The sequence below is a fragment of the Archangium sp. genome, assembly GCF_036389735.1.
Taxonomy (GTDB): Bacteria; Myxococcota; Myxococcia; order Myxococcales; family Myxococcaceae; genus Archangium.
In genome coordinates, this window is sequence record NZ_DASVWK010000744.1 from 1 (window position 1) to 3441 (window position 3441).

5 protein-coding genes are annotated in these 3441 nt (G+C 69.0%); 3 read left to right on the plus strand and 2 right to left on the minus strand.

Annotated elements, in window-relative coordinates; translation table 11 throughout:
- A partial coding sequence (locus VF794_RS26435) for a CheR family methyltransferase (RefSeq protein ID WP_331115085.1) occupies positions 1-487 on the minus strand: 487 nt, incomplete at its 3' end.
- Complete coding sequence (locus VF794_RS26440; RefSeq protein WP_331115087.1) at positions 487-963, minus strand: chemotaxis protein CheW; 477 nt, start codon at positions 961-963, stop codon at positions 487-489. The genes VF794_RS26440 and VF794_RS26435, both read right to left, overlap by 1 nt.
- 158 nt (positions 964-1121) lie before the next feature.
- Here VF794_RS26440 and VF794_RS26445 point away from each other — a divergent pair, with 158 nt between their 5' ends.
- The 3 genes from VF794_RS26445 to VF794_RS26455 all read left to right on the plus strand — a co-directional run.
- Positions 1122-1625: a hypothetical protein gene (locus VF794_RS26445; RefSeq protein WP_331115088.1), complete on the plus strand. Its 504-nt coding sequence runs from the start codon at positions 1122-1124 to the stop codon at positions 1623-1625.
- Positions 1626-1681: 56 nt separating this feature from the next.
- The gene (locus VF794_RS26450) at positions 1682-2266 is read left to right on the plus strand and encodes a hypothetical protein (protein ID WP_331115090.1); all 585 of its coding nucleotides are present in this window, start codon (positions 1682-1684) and stop codon (positions 2264-2266) included.
- Positions 2267-2540: 274 nt separating this feature from the next.
- The coding region (locus VF794_RS26455; RefSeq protein ID WP_331115091.1) for a GAF domain-containing protein at positions 2541-3441 on the plus strand (901 nt) is incomplete at its 3' end.

Genomic DNA, 3441 nt, shown 5'->3' on the forward strand with positions numbered 1-3441 from the left:
GGCCGCGCAGGGACCAGTCGCCATAGCTGGCCAGGTGGGCGCGGGCCAGGGCGGCGCGTGAGACGTCCGTGCCCCGCACCTCCATCCGGTGGCCGTAGCCCTCCTCCATGAGGAGCACCGCCAGCGTGTAGGGCTCCTCGCCCGAGGCGCAGCCGGCGCTCCACATGCGCACCACATGGTGGGGGCCCCGGCGCCGGGCGAGGTCCTTCAGCACCTCGTGGCGAACGAAGTCGAAATGCTCCGGATTGCGGAAGAAGTACGTCTCCCCGATGGTGAGCTCCACCAGCAGGTCATCCAGGGCGGCGGCATCCTCGGCGAGCCGTGCGAGGTAGGCGTCGAAGTCGGCGAGGCCGGCGCGGGCCATGGCCCGGTCGATGCCCTCCATGGCGGCCGGCGGGCAGCTCGGCGGCAACAGCCCCGCGCGCGCGGCGACGAGGTCGAGGATGGCGACATAGCCAGGGTGGCGCCAGGACCGCGTTCCGTCCATCACCGCGAGGCTCCCTCCTGCATGAGCGCCTCCTCCAATTCGAGCGCCTCCGCCTCGGAAAGGAAGGTGCGCAGGTCATGGAGGAGCACGAGCCCATCGGGAAGCTTGAGGGCGCCGGCGACGTAGCCCACGCCCGGCAGCTCGCGGGGGGTTTCGTCGAGCTGGCCCGGCTCCAGGGCGAGCAGGCCCTCGGCGCGGTCCACGCGAAGGGCGACGCGGCGGGGCCCGGCCTGGGCCACCACGAGGTGATCCGAGGGAGAGAGCCGGCGAGCGGGCAGGCGGAAGCGGCGCCGCAGGTCCAGCACGGGGAGGAGCTCGCCGCGCAGGTCCAGCAGCCCCTCCACGACGGCGGGAGCGCGAGGCAGGGGGGTGAGGCGTACGGCTCGCACCAGCTCGCGCACGTCCTCCATGGACAAGGCGTACCGTTGCCCCTCGAGCGTGAAGAGCAGAACCTCGCGAGACGTCGACGTCACCATGGGTCTCCCAATCCTGTGCAGTGTAGGGCCGGGCCGCTCGCCGTGGCCGCTCGCGTGGAGGGGAGCGGAGGAACCTGACCGCTGGTGGACGTCGCGGGGAAGGCCGGGGGCGCCGGCGTCCCGAATTGGGGGAGTCTGCCTCCCGCACAGGAGGCCTCATGTCCATCCGGTCATCGTCCACCGCACGGGGTGTCTTGCTGTGGCTGGCGCTCCTCGGTGCGGCCTGGCTCGCGTGCGCTGGCGGTCATATCCCGCCGGCCATGTTCCAGTTCACCAACATCGTGCCCCATACGGGCACGGATACAGGTGGATGGAAGGTGGCCCAGGTGCTCGTGCTCCTGGGCAGGATTTCCCCCGTGTTTCCTCAAACCGCTGTCTGCGAGATCGAGGTGGGTGTTCCGGAGAGGAATCGGAACGGGTTGGTCTGGGACGCACTCGCCCAAGAGGCTTCCGCCAGAGCGGCGGACGAGGCCGCCCGCATCGTCCTGCGGGAGCGGGTTCCGGTCGCCCTGGCTTGTCAGCACTTCAGGGAACGCATGGAGCGCATCCTGGGAGACTGGAAGGTCGGCACCATCCCGGGTGCCAAAGTCACCGGCTTCAATACGGTGGGCGTCCCCAGGACGACGTTTCCGCGGAATGCAGGTCCCCTCCCGTCTCCGTAAAGGTACGAAGACCGGGTGTCCTACGCCTGACTGAAAGACTGGAGACTCATCCCCTCATGAATCCGGAACTGACGGCTGACGCGCTCGTCCAGCTCGTCCACCGCTACTACCCGGCGGGCATCGACAACGAGGATCCTCGATACAAGGAGTCAGAAGAGGGCCAGCGTCTCCAAGCGCTGATCGAAGCCCATGTGGGGGGAACGCCGGCCTGGACGAACTTCATTCAACGGTTGCGTCGAGAGTTCGCCGACTGCTCCATCTGGGACGCGAGGATTCCCTGGCATGATCCTTGTTACAGCGCTCGCGTGTCCAACTCGGGATTCGTGACGGGCGACCCCATCTATGACGAGGTCGTATGTCTGCTGAGCACACTCGCGCCGGTGTACGCCATCTATACCTCCCATACGGACAGGACGGACTCACCCGAGAACAAGTGCTGGCTGCGCTTTCCGCCGTTGCCTCCCGAAGTGCAGTCACATGAGGCGAAGCTCGCCGGGCTGATTGAGTCCACGTTCGGCTTCACCCGCCTGCCCAACGACATCCTCTTCATTCCCGTGCCGGACCTCGTGCCGCGGTCGGCCAACTATGGGCTTGGCGAGGCGCTGCTCGTCGACTGCCTCTTCACCCGGCACCGCTGGTGAGTCATCTCCTGGGGCTGACATGAAGGGCCAGCCACCTGAAGAGGCCTTGTCTCCCTGGCCGCGACTCCCGTCCCCTCGCATGGCGCAAAAGGGAGGTGCCTGGCCACGGGTGGACTTCGGGCGGGTCCGGTCCCACCCTGAAGTGTGACTCCAGTGCCTGCGGCACGGTCACGCCTCGTACTCGGAGGTGACTCCCGCGGGCAGTGAGGCGCATGGATGGCGCTCCGCCCTGGCGGGGAGCGTGTGGTGCCCAGGGGGCCGGGGGCCACCTCACATGCGGCGGCGGCTCCATCTTCAAGGCATGGCCGAGCACGAATCACCGCTGGAGCCGCAGGGCCGCCTGCACCTGCATGACTTCATCCGGGGCCACCGGGGGCACATCGAGAAACAGTGGGAGCGCGCGGTGCGCCAGCTCCCCTGTACCGGTGGCCTGCCGTACCCCCGCCTTGGAGGACATCTGCCCATGCTGCTCGACCGGGTGGCGGGAATGGTGGAGGCCCTCCACCTGGGCGAGCGGCGGGAGTGGGGGGAGACGCCGGAGCTCCACGCGCTGGAGCAGCTGGACCTGGGCTTCGACCTGGAGGAGGTGTCCGGCGAGTACGCGGTGCTGCGCGCCAGCATCCTGCACCTCTACGGGGAGCACCTCGAGCGCACCGCTCCGGGAGCGTTGGCCCTGGCCTTCTGGGAGATGGAGCGCTTCAACGGGGCCTTCGAGGAGTTGATGGCCGCTGCCGTGGCCCGCCATGCCCGGGCGCGCGAGCGCACCTACCAGGCCCTGGAGCGCATCTCCCAGGCGGCGCTCGGGACGGAGGACCTGGACACCTTCCTGCCGAGGTTGCTGCGCGTCATGCTGGAGTCCACCACTTCGGTGGACTCGGTGACGCTGATGCTGCGCGAGGGCGAGCTGCTCCGGACCCGGGCCTCGGTGGGAATGGAGGGGCTGGTGTCCACCGGCTTCAGCGTGCGGATGGGCGAGGGCTTCTGCGGGAGCATCGCCGCCGAGCGCTCCCCGAGGCAACTGCGCTCGGCGGCCACGTCCCCCCAGGTGAAGACGGAGGCCTTCCGGGCCCTGGGCACCCGGGGCCTCTACGGGGTGCCGCTGCTCCAGGGGGACGAGTCATTGGGCGTGGCCCTCATGGGCAGCCGCACCGCCTTCGAGTTCTCCGAGGAGGACA

Coding starts and splice junctions, on each gene's coding strand:
- VF794_RS26440 (WP_331115087.1), bottom strand. CDS start 963: ATGGTGACGTCGACGTCTCGCGAGGTTCTGCTCTTCACGCTCGAGGGG.
- VF794_RS26445 (WP_331115088.1), top strand. CDS start 1,122: ATGTCCATCCGGTCATCGTCCACCGCACGGGGTGTCTTGCTGTGGCTG.
- VF794_RS26450 (WP_331115090.1), top strand. CDS start 1,682: ATGAATCCGGAACTGACGGCTGACGCGCTCGTCCAGCTCGTCCACCGC.